This window comes from Mesorhizobium sp. WSM4819 (assembly GCF_055811215.1).
Genome location: NZ_JBVVQO010000058.1, coordinates 1 through 21,202 on the forward strand (window position 1 = coordinate 1; position 21,202 = coordinate 21,202).

The following is a 21,202-nucleotide window of genomic DNA, read 5'->3' on the forward strand; positions in this document are numbered from 1 at the left end:
ATGCGCAAGCTCATCACAACCCTCAACGCTATGGTGCGCACCAACAAACCCTGGAATCCGACTTCCGTTTGAAGCACTGTTGCTCATCCGTCTTGGCGCTGCGCGCCAATCCACCTTCTCCCACAAGGGGAGAAGGAGAGGAGCGCTGCTACCCATAGACCGGCGTCGCCATCCCTTCCATCCGCGCCTTGATCTGCAGCGCCACATATTTCGAGTAAAAGCGCGACAGCGCCAGATTGCCGCCGTGGAACCACAGCGCTTCCTGCGCCGTCAGCTTCCACATGTTGCGCAATTCGCCTTGCCATGGTCCCGGGTCGCCTTTCACGCCCGAGCCAATCCCCCAGCACGGCCCGACCTCGTCGGCGACGTCGCGCGAGACGATCGCCGCCACGGTCTCGTTCATCGACTGGTAGCCGGTGCAGGAGATGATCGCGTCGGCCGCCAGTTCGCTGCCGTCGTCGAACAGGATTCCGGTTGGCGTCAGCGACTTGATCTCGACGCCGCTGCGGACGCCGATCTCGCCGTCGATGATCAGATCGGACGCGCCGACGTCGATATAGTAGCCCGAGCCGGTGCGGTAGGCCTTCATCAGCAGCCCTGTCTCGTCGTCGCCGAAATCGATGGCGAAGCCGGCACCGCGCAAGCGGTCGTAGAAGGCCGCGTCACGCGCCTTGATGATGTCGTACAGCGCCCGCTGGCTTTGCGGCAGCAGCGCGAACGGCGTCGAGGCCACGATCATGTCGGCCTTTTCGGTGGTGATGCCGCGGGCCAGCGCCTTTTCCGAAAAGATCTCGAAGCCGACTTCCATCAGCGTGTCTGACTTCACCACCGTCGTCGGCGAGCGCTGGATCATGGTCACCGCAGCGCCGCTCTCCCAGAGGTCGACGGCGACATCGTGCCCCGAACTCGCCGCGCCGATGACCGCGACGCGTCTGTCGCGGAATGTCTCGCCGCTAAAATACTGGCTGGAATGCAGGATTTCGCCCTGGAACGCAGCGGCGCCCGGCAGGTCGATCTGCCGCGGCGGGCCATAGGCGCCGGTCGCAAAGACGATGTGTTTTGGCATCAGCGTGATGCGCTCGCCGGCGCGCTCGACCTCGACCGTCCAGATTTTTTTGGCTTCGTCGTAGGACGCGCTGATGCATTCTGTGGAGGTCCAGTAATTGAGCTCCATGACGCGCGTGTACATTTCCAGCCAGTCGGCCATCTTGTCCTTGGGCGTGAACACCGGCCAGTTCTCCGGAAACGGGATGTAGGGCAGATGGTCGTACCAGACCGGATCGTGCAGCACGAGCGAGCGATAGCGGTTGCGCCAGGAATCGCCGGCCTGCGCATTCTTCTCGATGACGATGGTCGGCACGCCGAGTTGCCGCAGCCGTGCGCCCAGCATAATGCCGCCCTGGCCGCCGCCGATGACCAGGCAATAGGGCTGCTCAATGGCACCGAGATCACGCGTCTCGCGCGCCCTCGCCTCGGCCCAGGTCTCGCGGTCCGGGTCGGCCTTGTGGCGGACACCCTGCGGCCGCGCCGGTCCCTTGCGCTCCTCAAAACCCGTGAGGTCGCTCATCGCCGTGAACAGCGTCCGGCATCTGCCGTCTGCCAAGCGCATGATGCCCTGGCCCCAGGCCGACGACGTCTCGAAGCTGAACCAGGCCTCTATCATGCCTTCGTGCGAGCTTGCCTCGCCACTGAGCTGCCAGGCGGTCGGCCTGGTCGCCGCCAGAGTGGCATCCAGCATGTCGCGGATCGCCGCGCGGCCTTCCATCGTCTTGATGTTCCAGGTGAAGGTCAGCAGATCGCGCCAGTAGCAGTCCTCGACGAACAGATTGGTCGCGGCCGCGGCGTCCCCCGCCTCGAGGGCGCGGGAGAGAGAGGAAAGCCAGCAGGCCGCCTGTTTTGAGGGTGCCATGTCGAGCATTTTTTTCTCCTTCGAGTCGGCGCAGCTTCTTTCCTTCTCCCCTTGTGGGAGAAGGTGGATTGGCGCGTAGCGCCAAGACGGTTGAGGGGTGTTGGCCGAAGTGCCGTTGGTGCCAAGCTGGAGCACCCCTCATCCGGCCGCTTCGCGGCCACCTTCTCCCACAAGGGGAGAAGGCAAGTAGCCGCGCTGCTCAATCTCCCAGCGGCTCCATCTCCTTGCCCGTCCTGTGGATCTGGGCGTTGTATTTGATGCGGCGGACGGTTTCGCGGGCCGAGCCGTCGAGCTTGTAGGCTGCCGCCACCGCCATCAGGTCGATCGCGGCCAAAAAGGCGAAGCGCGAGGCGGTCGGCTTCAGCGTGTCGGGATATTCGGGCACCGCCACCGTCAGCCTGACGTCGCAGGCGCGGGCAAGCTCGGTATCGGGCGCGGTCACGCCGATCGCATTGGCGCGGTAATGCTTGGCCAGCTCGACGGCCTCGATCACTTCGCGGGTGCGTCCGGTCGCCGAAATGGCGATCACCAGGTCGCCGGGCTTCAGGGTCGAGGCGGTCATCCGCATCAGATAGTGGTCGCATTGGGCGACGACGGTGATGCCATAGCGGAACAGCCGGTACTGGGTCTCCTGCGCCAGCGCCGAAGAGCTGCCGCCGAGGCCGAACACCGTGACCTGGCGCGCCTTGGCGATGAGCTCGGCGGCTTTCAGCAGCTGCGCCGGATCAAGCTGCCGTTCGGCCTCCTGCAGCGCCCGGCGGGCCTCGCCGAACACGGCATTCCAGAACGGCATGCCATTGTCGCCGTTCAGCGGCGGCGGCTTGCTCAGATAGAGCGCGCCGACGACCAGGCTCTGCGCCAGCTTCAGCTTGAAATCGCGAACCCCTTCGCAGCCGATGGCGCGGCAGAACCGGGTTACCGTGGGTTCGCTGACCTGGGCGCGCTGGGCGAGGACGGCGTTGGAGGCGTCGACCGCGAATTTGACATCGTCGAGCACGACATCGGCGACGCGCCGCTCCGCCGGGCGCAATTCACCGTAAGAATCCTTGACCAGCGAAATGATGTCGGGGATGCGCCTGATATGATCGCGTCCATCCGGGCCGCCGTCCGAGGTCAATCGTGCATGGCCTTCAGCTTCGGTCATGACTCATCCCCGCCGTTTGTGGAGCTCGACCTCTATCATGCTTGCGTGGCCGGTTTGCGAAGTATGTAGGAAAGCAACAAGCTTTTCAAGAAATAGAAAAGCTAATTCAAACAACACTGTAGTCGCGGTGCAGACGATCTCGATGACTAGAGCCGTGGTCGCCGTTCGACCGCAAGTTGGAGAGTTACGGGACGCGCGCCTCCCCTTCTCCCCCTGTGTGGGAGAAGGGTGTCGCCGAAGGCGACGGATGAGGGGTGCTCCAGCTTGGCACTGACGCACTCCGTCCAGCACCCCTCATCCGTCTCGGCGCAGCGCGCCGATCCACCTTCTCCCACCAGGGGAGAAGGAAAGGGCAGCGATGCCCCCCTCAGCCCGTGCGTCGATGCTGATCCGATCCGCTATCCAGCCACGCAATGTCGTCGGGCGAAAGCGCGATGTCGAGGGCCTGCAGGCTGTCCTCCAGTTCGTCGAGCGTGCGTGGTCCGATCAGCGGGACGGACGGGAACGGCTGGGCCAGGACGTAGGCGAGCGCGACATGGATCGGGCTCTTGCCCAGCCGGTTGGCGAGCTCGATCGCCCGGTCGCGGCGGCCGAAATTCTTCTCGGAGTACCAGACCCGGACCAGTTCTTCATTGTCACGCTGGTCACGCCCGGCGCGGCCGGTGAAGAAACCCCGTCCCTGGCTCGACCAGGCGAAATTGGGCATCTGCCGGGCGGTCAGCCAGGCCTTCCATTCGTCGCTCGACGAGGTGACGCAACCCGGCCAGATCGGCACCAGCATCTCGGCCAGCGAAAAATTGTTCGAAAGCGCGCCAGGCTTCTGCTTGCCGGTCCGCTCGGCATAGGCAATCGCCTCGTCCATGCGTTCCCTCGCCCAGTTCGAGCCGCCGAACGGACCGCGGATGCGGCCAGCCCTGACCTCGCGGTCCATCGCATCGACGAATTCGTCGACCGGCACGTCGGGATCGTCGCGGTGCATGAAATAGACGTCGACATGATCGGTCTGCAGCCGGTCGAGCGACTGGGTGAGCTGCTTGCCGATCACATCGGGATAGCAGAGCGGGGTGTGCGCGCCCTTGCCGATGACTACCGCTTGCTCACGCACCCCGCGGTTTTTCAGCCATTGGCCGAGCAGCGTTTCGGTGTAGCCGCTGCCGTAGATGAAGGCGGTGTCGAAGACGTTGCCGCCGGCTTCGAAATAGGCATCGAGCAGGATCATGCCGGAGGAGAAGGTGCGAAAATCCTCGAAGCCGAGCGCCAGGCACGAGGCCGGCCGCGGCAGGCCCGGAATTTCGCGCTTCGCAATGATGGTGCCGCCGGAGCGCAGCCGCCGGCCAGAAATGGTGTCGACGCGTTTTTCGGGTTTTTCGATCTCGTATTCGAGCCCGATGGCGGCACGCCATTTGTCGAGCACACGCAGATTGCCGAGACTGTCGGCCCAGCCCATGCCCGGCCAGGCAAACTCCTGCTTTCCGGCCAGGATCGCCTCGCCGGCGGCGTCGACCTCGAAAGCGTAGAGCCAGCGGTCTTCCCTGACCTCGACCACCTCCTCACCGCCTGAACGGATGATGCGGATCTCGCCGGTGCCGCCTTCCCTGCCGCTCGCATACCAGAAATCCGCGACCTCGATGCGGCCTTTGGTACCAAGGATGCGCAGGACATTGTCCTGGGCGAGCGAGATGCCGCAGGAGACTTCGGCGACGATGCCGTTGGGAAAATGCAGCAGCGCCGAAGCCCATTCGTCGACGCCGGACTGGCCGAGATGCGCCGCACCCGCCACCTTGTCCGGCTCGGCGAAAGGCTTTCCCGATGCGGCCCCGGCAATCAGCCGCGCCATCGAAACGGGGTAGCCGCCGACGTCGAGAATGCCGCCGCCGGCGAGATCGTTGGCGTAAAGCCGGTGCTCCGGCATGAAGCCAGGCATGGCGAAGCCGAAGCTCGATTTCACCATGCGCACCTCGCCGATTGCGCCGGACCTGACGAGGTCGACCAGCTTTGCCGTCTGCGGATGCAGCCGGTACATGAAGGCCTCGCCGAGAAAGGTGCCGGCCCTGCGCGCCGCATGGATCATCGCGTCCGCTTCGAAAGCGGTCAGTCCCATCGGCTTTTCGCAAAGCACATGTTTTCCGGCCTCGGCCGCCCTGATCGCCCATTCGGCGTGGCTGGGATGCGGCGTCGAAATGTAGACTGCGTCGACGTCCGGATCGGTGAGCAGAGCCTCGTAGCCGTCGAGGATGCGGGCACCGGGGAAGTTTTCAGCGAGGCCTGATTTGCCGGGATTGCGCGCACCAATGGCGACCAATGTGCCGGTGCGCGAATGGGCGACGCCGCCGGCAAAGGCCTTGGCGATGGTGCCGGGCCCGAGAATGCCCCAGCGGATTTTTTGTGGTTCGGACGTCATTCCTGGATCTCCTTGGGGTCGCCTCGGCGTCGCGAGTTGGTGAAAGAAAAATTGCGTGTCTTGGTGTGCATGGCGTTGTCCCAAACCGCTGCGCACCCTCGGTTCACGCCCGAGGGCATGCTTTTGGGCGCTAGCGAATGCGAGCACCTGACTTGTCAAAGAGAAGCGATTGGCCAGCCTTGATCGACACCACCATGTGGTCGCCAGTCGCCCGCTGCCGCGACGCCTCGCGCTCGATGATCAGTTCCTCTGGTCCGGCATTGGCATAGACGTAGCTCACCGATCCGAGGTGCTCGGCGACATCGGCCTTGACGGCGATGTCGCAATCGCCTTCGCCGGCCTCGAAGAAATGCTCCGGCCGCACACCGAGCACGACCTCGGCGCCGACCGCAGGCGGGGCGCCCGACAGCGGTTTCTGCAGCCGAGCGCCGCCATGGTTGGCGAGTTCGAGGAGCGTTGCATTGCCGTCGTTGCCGATCACCTGTGCCGCCAGAAAATTCATCTTCGGCGAGCCGACGAAACCGGCGACGAAGCGGTTGGCGGGGTCGTCATAGAGATCGAGCGGCGCGCCGATCTGCTCGATATTGCCGGCGTTGAGCACGACAATTCTGTCGGCCAGCGTCATTGCTTCGGTCTGGTCGTGCGTCACATAGATCATGGTGACGCCGAGCTCCTTATGCAGGCGCGAGATCTCGACCCGCATCTGCACCCTGAGCTCGGCGTCGAGATTGCTCAGCGGTTCGTCGAACAGGAACACCTGCGGCTCGCGCACGATGGCGCGGCCGATGGCGACGCGCTGGCGCTGGCCGCCCGACAATTGCCGCGGGCGCCGCGTCATCAGCTCGGCGATGCGCAGGATCTCGGCGGCCCGCTTCACCCGCCGCTCAGTGTCGGCTTTCGGGTTGCCGTTCATCCTCAGCCCGAAGCTCAGATTCTGCTCGACGCTCATATGCGGATAGAGCGCGTAGGACTGGAACACCATGGCGATGCCGCGGTCGGCCGGCTCGACATTGTTCACTACCTTGCCGCCGATGGCGATCTCGCCGCCGCTGATGTCCTCGAGCCCGGCGATCATCCTGAGCAGCGTGGACTTGCCGCAGCCGGAGGGGCCGACGAAGACGACGAATTCGCCGTCGTCGACGTCGATGTTCGCGCCGTGAACGATCTCGAAGACGCCGAAGCGCTTGACGACATTTTTGAGTGTGACCGCTGCCATGCTGATCCTATTTGATGGCGCCGGCGGCAATGCCGGCGACGAAATGGCGCTGCAAGAGCACGAACACGACGAGCATCGGCACGGTGAGCATCACGGCGCCCGCCATGATGCCGCCCCACGACACTTTGGTGAGGCCGATCAGCGTGCCGAGCGCCACCGGCGCCGTCATCGCGCCGGGCTTGGAATTGATCAGCAGCGGCCAGAGATAATTGTTCCAGGAGGCAAGGAACAGGATGATGGCGAGCGCCGCCAGCATCGGCCGCGCCAGCGGCAGCGCTACGAACAGGAAGATCCGCCATTCCTTGACCCCCTCGACGCGAGCGGCATCGAACAGATCGCCCGGCATCATCGAGAAGCTCTGCCGCATGAACAGCACGCCGAGCGAATTGAACAGCGGCGGCACGATCAGCGCCACCCAGGTGTTGGCGAGCTTGAAGTCGCGCGCCACCATGATGAATTGCGGGATCAGCACGACAGCATAGGGCAGCGTGATGGTGCCGAGGATGATCGCGACGACGACGCCCTTGCCGAAGAACTGGTAGCGCGCCAGCGCCCAGCCGGCCATCGAGGTGAGCAGCACCGACAGGAACGTATAGGTCACCGCCACCGAGACCGAGATGCCGATGGCGCCGATGAAATTGGTGTCGCGCTGCAGGTTGTTGACGTTGTCGAGGAAGCTGCCGTGCGGCAAAAGCTCGATGCTGGGGCTGAAAATGCCCCTGTCGGGCATGGTCGAGAAGATCACCATCATCCACAGCGGAAACAGCCAGATCAGCGCCAGCGGCGTCAGGAAGAGATGCAGCGCGATGCTGCGTCCCAATCTGGAGGAGGAGCGGCTGGAGGAGGAACGGCTCGAAGCGGAACGTGAGCTCATTTCGGCTCCCTCGTCAGCCACAGTTGCACCAGCGAGATGGCGATCGCCAGCCCGGCCATGGTGTAGGCGATGGCCGAGGCGTAGCCGAAATTGAGCGACCTGAAACCCTGGCGGTAAAGCAGCAGCCCGAGCGTTTCGGTGCCGCCGCCCGGCCCGCCGCGCTCGGTGATCAGGAACGGTTCGGTGAACAGCTGCATGGTGCCGATGATCGACAGCACGGCGCAGAACACGATGATCGGCTTGAGCAGCGGCAGGGTGATGTAGAAGAACTGCTTGAGCTTGCTGACGCGGTCCAGCGTCGCCGCCTCATAGACATCCTGGGGGATGGACTGCAGGCCGGCGAGCAGGATGATAGCGTTGTAGCCGGCCCAGCGCCAGGTCACCGCGATCATGATCACCGCCATCGCCGGGGTGACGTTGGAAAACCAGTCGATACGCGGCAGGCCGACGCTGTTCAGCAGCTTGTTGATGATGCCGTAGTCGAGATTGAACATCAGCCGGAACACCGCCGAATAGGCGACTTCGCCGACCACGACCGGGGCGAAGAAGGCGAAGCGGAACAGGCCACGGGCCTTGAGCAGCGGCGAATTGAGCAGCACCGCCATGACGATCGCCAAAGTGATCATCACCGGCACCTGGATGGCGAGGATGAGCAGCGTGTTCTTCAAGGCGTTGAAAAAGGCCGGGTCGCCGATCAGCCGGCCCCAGTTGAAGGTCGGCGCGAACCGCCACGGCACGGTGCGCGTCGCCTGGAAGGAGATCAGGAAGGAGTTGATGATCGGCCACAGCCAGAAGATCGAGAAGATCAGCAGATAGGGCGCCAGGAAGCGGTACGCCGTGGCGTTCTGATAGCGCATCGTTGCCTCCTTCGCTTCCCGTTTCTAGGTTTACCGGCCTGCCTTGCCTTCTCCCCTTGTGGGAGAAGGTGGATTGGCGCGCAGCGCCAAGACGGATGAGGGGTGCTGGACGGAATGAGACGTTGGTGTTCCTGGAACACCCCTCATCCGACCTCGCTTCGCGAGGCCACCTTCTCCCACAAGGGGAGAAGGGGAGTCGCGTTCAGATCACTCTTCGACCGGCAGGCCGGTCGCCGAGGCGATCTGGCTTGCGGCATCGTCGAGCGCCGCCTTGGCGTCGGGGTAGCCGCCGCCGAGATATTTGGTCTGCACTGCGCGGACGATGATTTCCGCGTCGCTCTGGAACGGCGTGCCGCGGCTGGGGACGACTTTCGGCAAGGTGCCAAGAATGTCCTTCCACACCGCCTGGCCGCCCCAATAGGGCTGGCCTTCGGAGACATAGGGGTCGTCGAGCGCCGAGATCAGCGACGGCACCAGGCCAAAACCCTTCAGCATCGCTATCTGGCCCTCGTTGGTCGCGAGGGAGTATTTCAGGTAGGCGTAGGCGGCTTCCTTGTTGTTCGACACCGAGGTGATGGCGAGCGAGGAACCGCCGAGATTGGCGGCGCGCGGGCCGTCGGCGGTGAGGCTCGGCATCAGGTAGACGCCCCATTTGCCGCTGCCGTCGGGCGACTCGGTGCGTAGGGTGCCCTCGTACCAGCCGCCATACATCTGGCTGGCGACTTTGTCGGCGGTGTTGTTGGTGATCTTGGTGCCCCAATCGGCCGAGGTGATGATGCCGGCGTCCTTCATCTCCTTGATCTTGGTCATCGACGCCACGCAGCCCGGCTGGTTGACGGTGATCGACTGCCCGTCGGCGGCGAAATAGGCGCAGCCCTGCTCGTTGGCGATCATGCGGAAGAATTCGGAGTCGCCGTTGAAATCGGCGTTGGTCATCGTCACGCCGGGATTGGCCTCCTGGATCTTCTTGCCGGCGGCAATGAAATCGTCCCAGGTCTTGATCGAGGTCGGGTCGACGCCGGCCTTCTCATAGAAGTCGCGGCGATAGTACATCGCCACCGGGCCGGAATCCCACGGCATCGCATAGGCCTTGTCTTCCACTTCGAGCTCGGTGCGCTTGAAATCGGGGAATTTTGCCTGGTCTTCGGCGGTATAGCCGAGCGTATGGAGGTCGACGAAGCAGTCCGGGAACTGGCTCCAGTAGTTCTCGGCCTCACCGTTCTCGATCGTCACGATGTCCGGCAGCCCCTCTCCGCCGGCGGCGCAGCCGGCGATCGACTTGTCATAGGTCGGCTGGTTGCCGAGATCCTGGACCGTGACCTTGATGTCGGGGAACTGCTTGTTAAAACCTTCTATGGTGGCCTTCAGCGACGAAGCGGCGACGTTCCAGCTCCAGATCGTGATTTCGCCGGATTGCGCAAAGGCCGGGGCTGAGCCCAAGGCAAGCGCGAACGCGGCGCAGGTCAGTGTGATGCGCATTGAAATCCTCCCATTTCATTTGCTCTCTCTTCGCGAGCATGGCTAGACTAGGCGCTGGCGAAGGCTTGTCCGCGACAAAGGGAATAAAGAATGGGCGGAAAGTAAGATGCCGGAAAGGCCGTTTTACCAGCCCGGCGCCAGCAGCGTGGAGGGTCTGCCGCTGCTGCTGCAGATGTTTCACACCCAGCCCCTGGTGATGCTGAAGCCGCATTGGCATGCCCAGGTCGAGGTGAATTTCATCGTCCGCGGCGCCGTGCACTACCGCATGGACGAGCACGAGATCGCGCTTTCGGCCGGCGACATGTGCCTGTTCTGGGGCGGCCTGCCGCACCAGATGGACGATGCGTCGGACGATGCCGTCTATGCCGGCGCGCATCTGCCGCTGGTGCACTTCTTCCGGCTGCACCTGCCCGCCGAAGTCCGCAACCGGCTGATGACCGGCGCGACCTTGGTGACCAATGCCACCGACCGGTCCGACAGCGACAATTTCGAGCGCTGGAACCGCTACGTCCGCTCGGGCGATGCGGGCAAGGCCGAGCACGCCGTCAACGAACTCTTGCTGCGGCTGGAGCGGGTGCGCTTCGAACCCTACCGGCTGGTGCCCGAAACGCCGATCGAGCAGGAAGCAGGCAGCCCCTTCGACCAGCAATCGCTGCGCAATGTCGGGCGCATGTGCGACTTCATCGCCGAGAATTTCCTCTACGACATCGACTGCGTCGACATCGCGGCGGCGGCCGACATCCATCCCAAATACGCCATGAGCGTTTTCAAGAAGTCGACCGGCATGACGCTCAACGAATATGTCAATCTGTTGCGGCTCAGCTACGCCCAGGCGCTGCTGATGCACCAGGACGCCAACGTGCTGCGCGTCGCCATGGACTCCGGCTTCGGCTCGCTCAGCGCCTTCAACAAGTCGTTCCGCAAGCTGGCCGGCATGTCGCCGTCGGATTTTCGCAGAGGCGCGGGCGCCCGATAGTCGATGCACAAGACATGGCCGGGACCCGGGCGCCGAACATCAAGGCGGTCACGGTTTGGTTTGGCGCCCACGCAACAATGCACCACCGGCCCTGAGGCCGGTGGTGCTTTCTGGACCGTCTGTAGGGGCAGGACCGTTCCAGGGGATCCCTTAGGATCGGACTTGAATGTCGGCTTTTTCTTGGCCCAGGGCATCGGCCGAACAGATGAAGGAGCCCGCCAACCGACCAAGAATCTCGATGCTACGATGCGCCGCCGCGCACACATGATTTGCAATTTTATTCGGCGTCGGCTGGCTGGTGCCGTGCAGCCCAAAAGCGAAAAAGCCGCGGCGAACCGCGGCTTTTCGATGCTTGTTTCCCGCTTGGGAAACTGGAGCGGGTGAAGCGATTCGAACGCTCGACCCCAACCTTGGCAAGGTTGTGCTCTACCCCTGAGCTACACCCGCTCGCGCGGCTTTTGGGCCGCAAGCCGAGCCTATATGGCTGAAGGGCGCGGCGATTGCAACAGGGAAATCGCAGGTTTTTTGGGCCGCACCCGGCGGCGCAAACCAGCCTTCCCTGGCGCGGACAGGAACGCAATCGGCAGCCTTGCCGCGCAACGGTCTTGTCTCGGCCGCGTCATTGGCCGTAAACGGCATGATCCAAACGCGCGACAACAAGAAAGTCCGACAGAAACGACATGCCGAAAACCGAAGCCGAGCTTTTCGCCTTTCTTGCCGATCTCGGGATCGAGGTCTCGATCCTGCGCCATCCGCCGCTGTTCACGGTCGCCGATTCGCAGGCGCTGCGCGGGGAAATCGCCGGCGGGCACACCAAGAACCTGTTCCTCAAGGACAGGAAGGACAATTTCTTCCTGGTCAGCGTCGATGAGGAGGCGGTGGTCGATCTCAAGCAGATCCACCAAATCATCGGCGCCGCCGGGCGCGTGTCCTTCGGCAAGCCGGAGATGCTGATGGAGCTTCTCGGCGTCGTTCCGGGGGCGGTCACCGTGTTCGGCTTGATCAACGACACGCAGTTACGGGTCAAGGTCGTTCTCGACCAGGAGTTGATGCGCCATGCCGTCATCAACGCCCATCCGCTGACCAACGAGGCAACGACATCGATCGCCGCCGCCGACCTGGTCAAATTCGTCGAGGCAACCGGGCATGATGCTGTTATCTTGAAAGTCACGGCATGATCGCCACATGGATGACGATATACCGACTTCTGAGTGAGAATTAAGGATGTTGCGCCGGGCTGGCGGCCGGGCGGCGACCGAAAGGGCACGAGATGAGCGACAACAATCAATTTGGCGGCCCGTTTGGCAGCAATGGCGGACAGTATGCCACCACTGTGCAGTATGGCGGCACTGAGGCAAGCCCCGCGAAAGTCGCGCTTGGCGACCCGCCTGTCGCTGCCGACGTCATCAAGGAGACGACGACGGCAGCATTTGCCGCCGACGTCATCCAGGAATCGCGCCGTCAGCCGGTGCTGGTCGATTTCTGGGCGCCATGGTGCGGGCCCTGCAAGCAACTGACGCCGCTGCTGGAAAAGGCGGTCACCGCCGCCGGCGGCAAGGTCAAGCTGGTCAAGATGAACATCGACGACCATCCTTCGATCGCCGGACAGCTCGGCATCCAGTCGATACCGGCAGTCATCGCATTCAAGGACGGCCAGCCGGTCGACGGTTTCATGGGGGCCATTCCCGAGAGCCAGATCGCCGCCTTCATCCAGAAGGTCGGCGGCAAGGGCAATGGTGCGCCGCAGGTGGCCGAGGCGCTTGCCGCGGCCGCGGAGGCGCGCGCCGCCGGCGATGTGCAGACCGCGGCGGACATTTTCGACGCGATCCTGGAACAGGCGCCGGAGACGATCGAGGCGATTGCCGGGCTGGGCGATCTGCTGTTCGAGGCCGGCGATGCCGAGGGTGCCGAAGCCGTGCTGGCGCGGGCGCCGGAAGCAAAAAAGGATGCGCCGCCGCTCGCCGCCGTGCGCGCCAAGATGGCTCTCGCCGCGCAGGCACAAGCACTTGGCAATCCGGCCGAGCTCGAGCGGCGCCTGGCCGAGAACCCCGGCGATCATCAGGCACGTTTCGAGCTTGCCATGATCCAGAACGCCAACGGCGAGCGCATGGCCGCAGCCGACAATCTGCTGGCGATCGTCAAAGCCGATCGCTCGTGGAACGACGACGGCGCCAAGACGCAGTTGCTGCAGTTCTTCGAGGCCTGGGGCATGACTGACGAGGCAACGCTGGCGGCGCGGCGCAAATTGTCGTCGCTGCTGTTTTCCTGAGCGCAGCACCAAGCTGTTTTTGCCTGATGGCCTTGCGGTCGACAACGGCTGCGCCAGATTAGGAGGCCTGACCGATCCGTTCTTTGCCTGGTGACGATTTTGGGCCTGGTGACGATTTTGGTCAGGTTGCGAAGGGATGGGCGGGCTTGATGCGCTTCTTGAGGGAGCGAGCGGAGGTTTGAAGTGCAGGCGGGAAACGCGCATTACCGGCTCGATACGGATTTGCCGCCGACGGTGCCGATCTTCCCGCTTGAAGGGGCCTTGCTGCTGCCGGGCGGCCGCATGCCGCTCAACATTTTCGAGCCGCGCTATCTGGAGATGGTCGATGAGGCGATCGCCGGATCGCGGCTGATCGGCGTCATACAGCCCAGCCTCGACGGCGCGCGGCGTCCCGACGGCGAGCCGGCGCTCTGCAATGTCGGCTGCGCCGGCCGTATCATCGCGCTTTCCGAGAGCGGCGACGGCCGCTACCTGATTTCGCTGCAAGGTGTGTGCCGGTTCCGCATCGTGCAGGAGCTTGTGGTCAAGACGCCCTTCCGCCAGTGCCGGTTTGCACCCTTTCTCACCGATCTCGACGAAGATCAAGCCGAGGCCGAGATCGACCGGCCGGCGCTGCTCAAGGCATTTCGCGCCTATTTGCAGGCCAACGATCTTGAAGCCGACTGGGAAAGCGTCAGCCGCGCCGAAAACGCCATGCTGGTCAATGCGCTGTCGATGATGGCGCCCTACGGGCCGGCCGAGAAACAGGCGCTGCTCGAAGCGGCCGACCTGAAGACACGCGCCGAAACCCTGATCGCCATCACCGAAATGGCGCTGGCACGCGAGAACGAGGATTTCGGCTCGAGCTTGCAGTAGAAGGGTGGAAAAAGAAGCCAATTGCGGAAGTCGGCGCCGCCCCTCATCGCCCTGCCGGGCACTTCTCCCCGTATAGGGACGGGGAGAAGGGGCTGTCGGCAGCCTTGGCGGACGTTCTGCAACGCGGGTGATTGGCGAAACCACCGATGAGAGCGTCCCTCTCCCCGTCACGTACGGGGAGAGGATGCCGGCAGGCAGGTGAGGGGCAGCGTCAACGCACGAAGACTGAGGACGAACGAGAGGACTGACAAAATGGTGGATGGGCGTGAGGGAAAGAAGGTCAATGTCGATCCCAGGCTGCTGGAATTGCTGGCCTGCCCGCTGACCAAGGGACCGCTTAGCTGGGATCCGGAGCGCAACGAGCTCATCTCGAGGGTCGCACGGCTTGCCTATCCGGTGCGTGACGGCATCCCGATCATGCTGCCTTCGGAAGCACGCTCGCTCCCCTTCGACGACGGATTGCCGCCGCCGCGGTTGAGCGGGCCGTCCTGAACATATTCGGGTGTCGGCGCTCGCACCCCCCTCTGGCCTGCCGGCCATCTCCCCCTCAAGGGGGGAGATCGGCAGCTTCGCCTGCAGCGCCTTTCCTACGACGTAGGAGATTGCCGAGGCCGGCCGCGACAGACAATCTCCCCCCTTGAGGGGGAGATGCCCGGCAGGGCAGAGGGGGGCGCTGTCCCGCCGGGCATTCAGGATTGTGCACCGCCGCACCGTATCCCCTATTGAAAATTACGCCCCTTCGGCATGACCATTTCTGCCTTCCCCGATAGCGTCGCAATGTCCTGCCGATCGTTCTGCACGGCATGTGCGTGCAAAAGCACGGACAGCCAGGGTGTCAGGTCCTCGACCTTGTCGGCGACGATATGGATGACGTCCGATTCCGACTGCAGTTTGCCGGTGACGCGGATCAGCCGCGCGCCCATGACAATGGGCCGGTAGCGGTTGAAGGTCCTTTCCCAAAAAATGACGTTGGCGACCGCCTGCTCGTCTTCCAGCGTCAGGAAAATCGCTTTGGCGTTGCCCGGCCGCTGCCGCACCAGGACAAGGCCGGCTACCGAAACGCGCTTGCCGTCCCGAACCTGGCCGAGGCGCGCATTGGGGGTGACGCCGGAACGGTCCAGCCGCTGGCGCAGAAAGGCCAACGGATGCGCCTTCAGCGACAGGCCGAGCGAACGGTAGTCGTGGACGACGTGCTCGCCGAGCGGCATTGTCGGCAGCCTGGTCTCGGGCTCGAGATCGCGCAAGCGGATCGCCGGCCGGTCGAACAGCGGCAGGGTCTCCGTGGCACTCCTGCCGTCGAGCGCGCGGACCGCCCACAGGGCGTCGCGGCGGTCGAGGCCGAGCGAACGGAAAGCGTCGGCTTGCGCCAGCTTCTCGATCTCATCGACATGGAGGCCCGAGCGCAGCCAGACATCGCGAACGGATGCGTAGCCGTCGCCGCGTCTGGCGACAAACACCTCCATGCGCTCCTTCGACAGGCCTTTGACCTGGCGAAAGCCCAGCCGGACGGCATGATTGGTCCGGATGACGCCGCGCATTAGGGCATGGCGGTCGAGAATGCGGGTTGGATCGAAAGGCACTTCTTCCAGCGCGCAATCCCAACCGGAAAAATTGACGTCGACCTCGCGGATTTCAACGCCATGGTCGCGCGCGTCGCGGACAAGCTGAGCCGGTTGATAAAATCCCATCGGCTGGGAATTCAGGATCGCGGCGCAGAACACGTCGGGATAGAAGGTCTTGAACCAGCAGGAGGCATAGACCAGCAGGGCGAAGGAGGCGGCATGGCTTTCGGGAAAGCCATATTCGCCAAAACCCTCGATCTGCTTGAAGCAGCGCTCGGCGAAGTCCTTTTCGTAACCCCGCAAAATCATGCCGTCGACCATCCGCTTGCGATAATTGCCGATCGTGCCGGTGCGCTTGAAGGTGGCCATGGCGCGGCGCAGTTCATCGGCCTCGCCTGGCCTGAAGCCGCCGGCGACGATGGCGATCTTCATCGCCTGTTCCTGGAACAGCGGCACGCCCAGCGTCCTGCCGAGTATCTCTTCCAGTTCCGGCTTGGGATATTCGGGCCTTTCCTTGCCCTGCCGGCGGCGCAGATAGGGGTGGACCATGTCGCCCTGGATCGGGCCGGGCCGCACGATCGCCACCTCGATGACGAGGTCATAGAATGTTTTCGGCCTGAGCCGCGGCAGCATCGACATCTGGGCGCGCGATTCGATCTGGAAGACGCCGATCGTGTCGGCGCGGCAGATCATGTCGTAGACATGTTTGTCCTCGGCAGGGAGGGTGGCCAGCACATAGGGCCGGCCAAAATCATCGCGCGCATCGGGATAATGATCTTCAAGCAGCGTGAAGGCGCGCTGCAGGCAGGTCAGCATGCCGAGCGCCAGCACGTCGACTTTCAGGATTTTCACCGCGTCGAGATCGTCCTTGTCCCACTCGACCATCTTGCGTTCGTCCATCGCCGTCTTGATGATGGGCACGATCTCGTCGAGCCGGTCCCTGGTGATGACGAAGCCGCCGACATGCTGCGACAAATGACGGGGAAAGCCCATGATCTCGTTGGCGCATTCGATCACCTGCCTTGTCGACGGATCGGTCTGATCTAGGCCGCCGGCCCCGGTCTCCTTTTCGCCGAGCTCCGAGGTCGACCAGCCCCAGATCGAGCTGGACAGCGCGCTCCTGACATCGTCCGACAGGCCCATCGCCTTGGCCACTTCGCGCATCGCCGAGCGGCCCCGGTAGCTGACGACGGCCGCGGCAAGCGCGGTGCGCTTGGCGCTGTATTTCGAGTAGATATACTGGATGACCTCCTCGCGTCTCTCATGCTCGAAGTCGACATCGATGTCGGGCGGCTCGTTTCTTTCCTCGGAAATGAAGCGCTCGAAAAGCGAATCGATCCGCTCAGGCCCCACTTCGGTGATGCCGATGCAATAGCAGACCACCGAGTTGGCCGCGGAGCCACGTCCCTGGCAGAGTATGCCATGGCTGCGGGCGAATTTGACGATGTCGTAGACAGTCAGGAAATAGCGCGCGTAATTCAGGCGCTCGATCAAAGCGAGCTCCTCGCGGATGCGCCTGGTCACATCGGCGGGAACGCCCGAGGGGTAGCGTATCGCGGCTCCCTCCCGAGCCAGCCTTGCCAGTTCGGCCTGGGGCCCGAGGCCCGATTCCGTCGGTTCGTCGGGATAGTTGTATTGGAGGTCACTGAGAGAGAAGCTCAATTCGCCGGCAAAGTGCTGCGTTTGCGCCAGTGCCTGCGGATGCCGCCGGAACAGCCGCGCCATCTCCATTGGCGGCTTCAAATGGCGCTCGGCATTGGCCGCCAGTTCCAGCCCGGCTTCGGCAACAGGCACGTTGAGGCGGATCGCCGTCAGCACGTCCTGCAACCGGCGCCGTTCGGACGTATGGTAAAGAACGTCGTTGGTCGCCATCAGCGGAATGCCTGATGCCTCGGCCATGGCAGCCGCCTGCTCGATACGGTAGCGGTCGTTGCCGTGATAATCCGGCGAAACGGCAAGCCGCAGGGTCTTGCCGAAGCGATCTTTCAGGCGGCTGATCAGCCTGAGATCCTCGGCCGGCGTCGACAGATCGGGCAGGATCGCCAGCGACATACGATCGCCCCATTCGAAAAGGTCGTCGCGATAGAGCAGCGGTGCGCCCTTTTCGCTGTCGTCGCGCATATTGGCCTGCGTCAGCATGCGGCACAGATGGCCCCAGCCCTTGCGGTCCTGCGGATAGGCGAGAACGTCGGGCGTGCCATCGCAAAAAACCAGGCGGCAGCCGGGATGACAGGAAAGACCTTCCACCTTGGCCTGCTGCCAGGCGCGCACGACGCCAGCCACCGTGTTGCGGTCGGCAAGCCCGATCGACGAAAAGCCCAAAAACTTTGCCGCGACCACCAGCTCCTCCGGTTTCGAGGCGCCGCGCAGGAACGAGAAATTTGACTGGATGCCGAATTCGGCATAGGGGACGACCGCCAGCGCGTTCATGCGAAGACCCCGTGCATGAACCAGCGCGGCGCCGCCTGCGAGGCGCCGTAGAGACCCTGGCGATAAAGCCAGTAACGGCGGCCGTCGCTATCCTCGATGCGGAAATAATCCCGGGTCGTTTCCTGCCCCGCTGCCTCCCGCCACCATTCCGGGGCGATGCGTTCCGGCCCTTCGGCGCGCGCCACCCGGTAGAGCGCGCGCCGCCAGCGGAAGTTCAGCGGCGGTCCTTCTGGCATTTCGGTGGCCGGCACCTCGATCGGCTCGGGCGAGCGGAACAGCCGGATCGGCCGTTCCGGCGGAAAGACAGGCTTGGTGTCTTGTATCTTGCCCGGCTGCTTCGGCGCAGAGACCCTTTGCGGCGCCTCCGCATAGGGATGCGTGGCGACGGCGCGCTCGGGCAGATGACTCTCGACGGCAACCGGTTTCAAAACCGCGCTGTCGCCGAGCCGGGCGCGGATGCGGTCGGCGAAAAGGGCGATGTCGGCGTCGTCGTCGCGCGTCTCGCCGGTCAGATCCGCCTGCTGCATGTCGAAGGCCGCGGCCGACAGCACCGAGAGGCGCACGAGATCGAAGCCATAGCCGGCATCGATATCCTGTTCGAGCGCGGCAAGCCTCTCGTGGAACAATTTCTGGATCAGCAGCGGCTCGCGCAACGGCCGCGAGGTGCCGACGGCGATGCGGCTGACGGCACCGTCGACGCGGAAGAGCAGCAGCGCCAGCCTTCTTGCGCCTTCGCCGCGGCGTTCGAGGTCCGTCTTCAATGTCGTCGCCAGCATTTTCACCAGCCGCTCTATTTCGTCGGTCAGCATGATGGGTTCGGCGAGATGGCGTTCGACCGAAAGCGGCGCCACCGGCAGGCGCGGCGACACCGCCTCGTCGAGGCGGCCGAGCGCCTGGTCGAGGCGCAAAAGCAGCGATCTGCCGAAGCGGCGGGCGAGCGGCGCGCGCGGTGCTGCCATGACGGCGCCCGCCGTGCGCAGGCCGACGCTTTCCAGGCTGGCGCGGATGTCAGGCTCGATGCGCAGCGCCGCCAGCGGCAAGGGCGCGAGAAGCGCTTCCTCCTCGCCACCGGGGACGATGCGATCACCAGAAAACCGCGCTGCCGCCCAGGCTGCACCTGGTGTGGCGGCAAGGCCGGCGCGGACATCGAAACCCTGATGGAAAAAGCGCGACAGGATGTCGTCCAGCATCGCCCGTTCCCCGCCGAAAAGATGGGTGCAGCCGGTGACGTCGAGGAACAGGCCATCGGCTGCGTCGATCGCCACCAGCGGGGTGTAGCGGTCGCACCAGTCGGCGAGGCTTTCGAGCAGGCGGCGGTCGGCCTCGGGATCGGCTTCCACGACGTCGATCGACGGATGCATGGCGCGCGCGTCGGCTATGCCCATGCCGTGCTTCAGGTGAAGCGCCTCAGCCCGCTCGTCGAGGGCGGCGATGCGCTGCGCGTTCGCCTGGCGATGGCTGATCACCAGCGGCAGGTGATCCGACGGCCGCGAACGCCAGGACCGCCCCAGACGCTGGCGCAGGATCCTTTCCGCGGCGAGATGCGGAAACCACAGGGACAGGATTCGCTGCCGGTTCGTGCCTGACGCGTCTTTCCCCGGTCCTTCTTTCCTCGAAAATGTGTTCATCGGGGTTCCACTCCAGTGTGAATTGTCCTGGCAAGGCGGTGCGGCTCTTGCCGATGCTGACGGTGAAGGCGGGGCGGCCGATCGAGCCGGCGAGCGGCCCGGCGATCGTCTCGCGTGGTGCCGACGGCGCCGCCGACAGGACGAGGCGGACGGGTGCCGCCGTCGGCTCGGGTTCGCCGGCCTGGCGCAGCAAAAACACCGGCCGGCCGGCGCTCTGTGCCCGGGCGTGCAGCCGCCGCGTCGCGGTGAGGTCCAGCCGCTGCGGACTGCCGCGGATTTCGAGGATGACGGCGGCGAGCGCCGTCATCCGGGCGGCCTCCTCGGCGGTCCACAGCGCGTCGAGGAGCCTTGGCGCCTCGGAAAACAGCAATTGCTCCGGCTCGATGCCGAAAAGGCGATGAAGCCCTGTGGCATAGGGGAAGCCGGCCTCGCGGAAGATTTCCGCGGTGCCGATCCACAGGACCGGCAGTCGCGGTCCCTGTTTGAGGATCAGGCTGACGAGCGACAGGGCGAAGCCGGCGACTGCTCCGGCATCGCGGGTCGCGGCGCCATGGATCTCGCTCAGCGCCGCCTTCGGCAGGCCGCCGCCGAGCGCAGTATCGAGATCTTCGGCGCCGGTGCGCACAAACGCATCGGGCGGCGCCACGGCGAGGCCGCGGCGGACGATTGTCAGATTTTTGGGCGGGATATTTTTGGGCGTGACATCAGCTGTTGGATCCTGGGGCGCATCAACGGGGGCTGCGCCGGCCGGCGCCTGCAGGCGCTCGGGCAGCGTTCCCTCGATCTTCGCGATCTGGCGGCGCAGGGCAAAAACAGTCTCCCGCGCCACGGCGCTTGTCGCCATGACGGTCAGCTTCCACTCACAATTGTTCCTGTTATGTTCTAATAGATTCCAGAGGGCGGCCGAAGAGTCAAGCGGAGTCATGGGGAATTTATTCCTGTCAGCGAAAGGCGGCAACCCGGCCAATTGCCGAGTCCGGCGCGAAAGCCTATATGCCGGGATCAGAAGGACAAAGCATGGCCCGCATCTACAAAACCCGTACCTGGCACGACGAGCTTTCGCCGTCGATGGAGGAAATGGAGTTCCTGGCGCTAGAAGCTTACGCCCATCTGCCGGAGGAGTTTCGCAAGCTGACCGGCGAGATCGTCATCCAGATCGCCGAATTCCCGACCGACGAGATCATGGACGATTTGTCGCTGGAAACGCCTTTCGACCTGCTCGGCCTGTTCGAGGGGCGCGGCATCGCCGAGCGCTGGAATCCGCAGACCGGCGAGGGGCCGAACCGCGTCACGCTCTACCGCCGCGCCATCCTCGATTACTGGGCCGAGAACGAGGAGACGCTGGGCGATATCGTCACCCATGTGCTGATCCACGAGATCGGCCACCATTTCGGCCTGTCGGATGACGATATGGAGCGGATCGAAGAGGCAGCCGAATAGGCTGTGCTGATATTCAGGTGATGCCGGCCTGCGAATGGCAGTTCCCTGCGCTTCCTGTGCTCACGTACCCAAAAGTACGCTCCGCTCCGGTTCTCGGAAACTACCCAGTCTGGTCGCTTCGCGCCCGTCTTCGACTCCGGCGCGGCCTGACCTGAATCTCAA

General features: G+C 64.1%; 17 protein-coding genes and 1 tRNA gene. 7 read left to right on the forward strand and 11 right to left on the reverse strand.

Annotation, left to right across the window (positions count from 1 at the left end; all coding sequences use genetic code 11):
• Window positions 1-148: 148 nt before the first annotated feature.
• The 7 genes from AC0L18_RS30955 to AC0L18_RS30985 form a co-directional block, all read right to left on the reverse strand.
• Window positions 149-1,918, reverse strand: coding sequence for a flavin-containing monooxygenase (locus AC0L18_RS30955; RefSeq protein WP_473495530.1), 1,770 nt, complete (start codon window positions 1,916-1,918; stop codon window positions 149-151).
• A 190-nt stretch (window positions 1,919-2,108) separates the two neighbouring features.
• Window positions 2,109-3,053: a MurR/RpiR family transcriptional regulator gene (locus AC0L18_RS30960; RefSeq protein WP_473495531.1), complete on the reverse strand. Its 945-nt coding sequence runs from the start codon at window positions 3,051-3,053 to the stop codon at window positions 2,109-2,111.
• Window positions 3,054-3,420: 367 nt separating this feature from the next.
• Window positions 3,421-5,454 (reverse strand): aldo/keto reductase, encoded by a 2,034-nt coding sequence (locus AC0L18_RS30965; protein WP_473495532.1) that lies wholly within the window; start codon window positions 5,452-5,454, stop codon window positions 3,421-3,423.
• A gap of 130 nt (window positions 5,455-5,584) precedes the next feature.
• The gene (locus AC0L18_RS30970) at window positions 5,585-6,670 is read right to left on the reverse strand and encodes an ABC transporter ATP-binding protein (protein WP_473495533.1); all 1,086 of its coding nucleotides are present in this window, start codon (window positions 6,668-6,670) and stop codon (window positions 5,585-5,587) included.
• Window positions 6,671-6,677: 7 nt separating this feature from the next.
• Complete coding sequence (locus tag AC0L18_RS30975; protein ID WP_023802708.1) at window positions 6,678-7,544, reverse strand: carbohydrate ABC transporter permease; 867 nt, start codon at window positions 7,542-7,544, stop codon at window positions 6,678-6,680.
• Window positions 7,541-8,401 carry a carbohydrate ABC transporter permease gene (locus tag AC0L18_RS30980; RefSeq protein WP_473495534.1) on the reverse strand — a complete coding sequence of 287 codons (861 nt, stop codon included), beginning with the start codon at window positions 8,399-8,401 and terminating at the stop codon, window positions 7,541-7,543. Before AC0L18_RS30980 ends, AC0L18_RS30975 begins: the two co-directional genes overlap by 4 nt.
• A gap of 207 nt (window positions 8,402-8,608) precedes the next feature.
• Complete coding sequence (locus AC0L18_RS30985) at window positions 8,609-9,880, reverse strand: ABC transporter substrate-binding protein (protein WP_473495535.1); 1,272 nt, start codon at window positions 9,878-9,880, stop codon at window positions 8,609-8,611.
• A gap of 106 nt (window positions 9,881-9,986) precedes the next feature.
• Between AC0L18_RS30985 and AC0L18_RS30990 the strand changes: the two genes are divergently transcribed.
• Together AC0L18_RS30990 and AC0L18_RS30995 are read left to right on the forward strand one after the other, a co-directional pair.
• A complete protein-coding gene (locus tag AC0L18_RS30990; protein ID WP_473495536.1) occupies window positions 9,987-10,856 on the forward strand; it encodes a helix-turn-helix domain-containing protein in 870 nt (289 codons plus the stop codon).
• Window positions 10,857-11,018: 162 nt separating this feature from the next.
• A complete protein-coding gene (locus AC0L18_RS30995) occupies window positions 11,019-11,240 on the forward strand; it encodes a hypothetical protein (protein ID WP_473495537.1) in 222 nt (73 codons plus the stop codon).
• Here AC0L18_RS30995 and AC0L18_RS31000 read toward each other — a convergent pair.
• A tRNA-Gly gene (locus AC0L18_RS31000) sits at window positions 11,229-11,303 on the reverse strand. The genes AC0L18_RS30995 and AC0L18_RS31000 overlap by 12 nt on opposite strands.
• A gap of 233 nt (window positions 11,304-11,536) precedes the next feature.
• Here AC0L18_RS31000 and AC0L18_RS31005 point away from each other — a divergent pair.
• From AC0L18_RS31005 to AC0L18_RS31020, 4 genes are all read left to right on the forward strand, one after another.
• Window positions 11,537-12,034 carry a prolyl-tRNA synthetase associated domain-containing protein gene (locus AC0L18_RS31005; RefSeq protein ID WP_473495538.1) on the forward strand — a complete coding sequence of 166 codons (498 nt, stop codon included), beginning with the start codon at window positions 11,537-11,539 and terminating at the stop codon, window positions 12,032-12,034.
• 92 nt (window positions 12,035-12,126) lie between these two features.
• Window positions 12,127-13,125 carry a thioredoxin gene (gene trxA, locus AC0L18_RS31010; protein WP_473495539.1) on the forward strand — a complete coding sequence of 333 codons (999 nt, stop codon included), beginning with the start codon at window positions 12,127-12,129 and terminating at the stop codon, window positions 13,123-13,125.
• A gap of 183 nt (window positions 13,126-13,308) precedes the next feature.
• On the forward strand, window positions 13,309-13,980 hold the full coding sequence (locus tag AC0L18_RS31015; protein WP_128187761.1) for an LON peptidase substrate-binding domain-containing protein: 672 nt from the start codon (window positions 13,309-13,311) through the stop codon (window positions 13,978-13,980).
• Window positions 13,981-14,232: 252 nt separating this feature from the next.
• A complete protein-coding gene (locus AC0L18_RS31020; RefSeq protein WP_473495540.1) occupies window positions 14,233-14,472 on the forward strand; it encodes a Trm112 family protein in 240 nt (79 codons plus the stop codon).
• 227 nt (window positions 14,473-14,699) lie between these two features.
• Here AC0L18_RS31020 and AC0L18_RS31025 read toward each other — a convergent pair whose 3' ends face one another.
• From AC0L18_RS31025 to AC0L18_RS31035, 3 genes are read right to left on the reverse strand one after another with little or no spacing between them, the layout of a single operon-like run.
• Window positions 14,700-17,972 carry an error-prone DNA polymerase gene (locus AC0L18_RS31025; RefSeq protein WP_473495541.1) on the reverse strand — a complete coding sequence of 1,091 codons (3,273 nt, stop codon included), beginning with the start codon at window positions 17,970-17,972 and terminating at the stop codon, window positions 14,700-14,702.
• A complete protein-coding gene (locus tag AC0L18_RS31030) occupies window positions 17,969-19,438 on the reverse strand; it encodes a DUF6504 family protein (RefSeq protein ID WP_473495542.1) in 1,470 nt (489 codons plus the stop codon). The genes AC0L18_RS31025 and AC0L18_RS31030 overlap by 4 nt, the downstream gene beginning before the upstream one ends.
• Entirely contained in the window at window positions 19,380-20,444 is a 1,065-nt protein-coding gene (locus tag AC0L18_RS31035; RefSeq protein WP_473495543.1) for an ImuA family protein, read from the reverse strand. The genes AC0L18_RS31030 and AC0L18_RS31035 overlap by 59 nt, the downstream gene beginning before the upstream one ends.
• Before the next feature lie 173 nt (window positions 20,445-20,617).
• Between AC0L18_RS31035 and AC0L18_RS31040 the strand changes: the two genes are divergently transcribed.
• Window positions 20,618-21,040 (forward strand): metallopeptidase family protein, encoded by a 423-nt coding sequence (locus tag AC0L18_RS31040; RefSeq protein ID WP_023802719.1) that lies wholly within the window; start codon window positions 20,618-20,620, stop codon window positions 21,038-21,040.
• The last annotated feature ends 162 nt before the right edge of the window (window positions 21,041-21,202 follow it).

Excerpts from the sequence above, each read along its gene's own strand:
- AC0L18_RS31040 (WP_023802719.1), top strand. The coding sequence starts at position 20,618 with ATGGCCCGCATCTACAAAACCCGTACCTGGCACGACGAGCTTTCGCCG.
- AC0L18_RS30965 (WP_473495532.1), bottom strand. The coding sequence starts at position 5,454 with ATGACGTCCGAACCACAAAAAATCCGCTGGGGCATTCTCGGGCCCGGC.
- AC0L18_RS30985 (WP_473495535.1), bottom strand. The coding sequence starts at position 9,880 with ATGCGCATCACACTGACCTGCGCCGCGTTCGCGCTTGCCTTGGGCTCA.
- AC0L18_RS30980 (WP_473495534.1), bottom strand. The coding sequence starts at position 8,401 with ATGCGCTATCAGAACGCCACGGCGTACCGCTTCCTGGCGCCCTATCTG.
- AC0L18_RS31005 (WP_473495538.1), top strand. The coding sequence starts at position 11,537 with ATGCCGAAAACCGAAGCCGAGCTTTTCGCCTTTCTTGCCGATCTCGGG.
- AC0L18_RS30975 (WP_023802708.1), bottom strand. The coding sequence starts at position 7,544 with ATGAGCTCACGTTCCGCTTCGAGCCGTTCCTCCTCCAGCCGCTCCTCC.
- AC0L18_RS30990 (WP_473495536.1), top strand. The coding sequence starts at position 9,987 with ATGCCGGAAAGGCCGTTTTACCAGCCCGGCGCCAGCAGCGTGGAGGGT.
- AC0L18_RS30955 (WP_473495530.1), bottom strand. The coding sequence starts at position 1,918 with ATGCTCGACATGGCACCCTCAAAACAGGCGGCCTGCTGGCTTTCCTCT.
- AC0L18_RS31020 (WP_473495540.1), top strand. The coding sequence starts at position 14,233 with ATGGTGGATGGGCGTGAGGGAAAGAAGGTCAATGTCGATCCCAGGCTG.
- AC0L18_RS30960 (WP_473495531.1), bottom strand. The coding sequence starts at position 3,053 with ATGACCGAAGCTGAAGGCCATGCACGATTGACCTCGGACGGCGGCCCG.
- AC0L18_RS31025 (WP_473495541.1), bottom strand. The coding sequence starts at position 17,972 with ATGAACGCGCTGGCGGTCGTCCCCTATGCCGAATTCGGCATCCAGTCA.
- AC0L18_RS30970 (WP_473495533.1), bottom strand. The coding sequence starts at position 6,670 with ATGGCAGCGGTCACACTCAAAAATGTCGTCAAGCGCTTCGGCGTCTTC.
- trxA (WP_473495539.1), top strand. The coding sequence starts at position 12,127 with ATGAGCGACAACAATCAATTTGGCGGCCCGTTTGGCAGCAATGGCGGA.
- AC0L18_RS31035 (WP_473495543.1), bottom strand. The coding sequence starts at position 20,444 with ATGGCGACAAGCGCCGTGGCGCGGGAGACTGTTTTTGCCCTGCGCCGC.